Here is a 350-nt window from a genome sequence, read left to right on the forward strand (position 1 = left end):
TTGTGATTCATGACTGGGGTGAAGTCGTAACAAGGTAACCGTAGGGGAACCTGCGGTTGGATCACCTCCTTACCTTAAAGAACCTGCCTTTGTAGTGTCCACACAGATTGTCTGATGAAAAACAGCAGTAAAAATCTCTGCAGGCTTGTAGCTCAGGTGGTTAGAGCGCACCCCTGATAAGGGTGAGGTCGGTGGTTCAAGTCCACTCAGGCCTACCAAACTCCTTTTAAAGGATGAGCGGTACAGAGATTATAAACGATGGGGCTATAGCTCAGCTGGGAGAGCGCCTGCTTTGCACGCAGGAGGTCTGCGGTTCGATCCCGCATAGCTCCACCATCTTTTACTGCGAA

The 350-nt window shown here is 50.3% G+C and carries 2 tRNA genes and 1 rRNA gene; all 3 read left to right on the forward strand.

Features of this window, described 5'->3' with window-relative positions:
• Nucleotides 1–72: ribosomal RNA gene (locus tag ACZ6J2_RS21840) — 16S ribosomal RNA — on the forward strand; the annotation flags it as partial.
• Nucleotides 73–141: 69 nt separating this feature from the next.
• Nucleotides 142–218, forward strand: a tRNA-Ile gene (locus ACZ6J2_RS21845).
• A gap of 42 nt (nucleotides 219–260) precedes the next feature.
• A tRNA-Ala gene (locus ACZ6J2_RS21850) sits at nucleotides 261–336 on the forward strand.
• Nucleotides 337–350: the final 14 nt, after the last annotated feature.

The sequence above is a fragment of the Enterobacter sp. E14S genome (assembly GCF_055666685.1).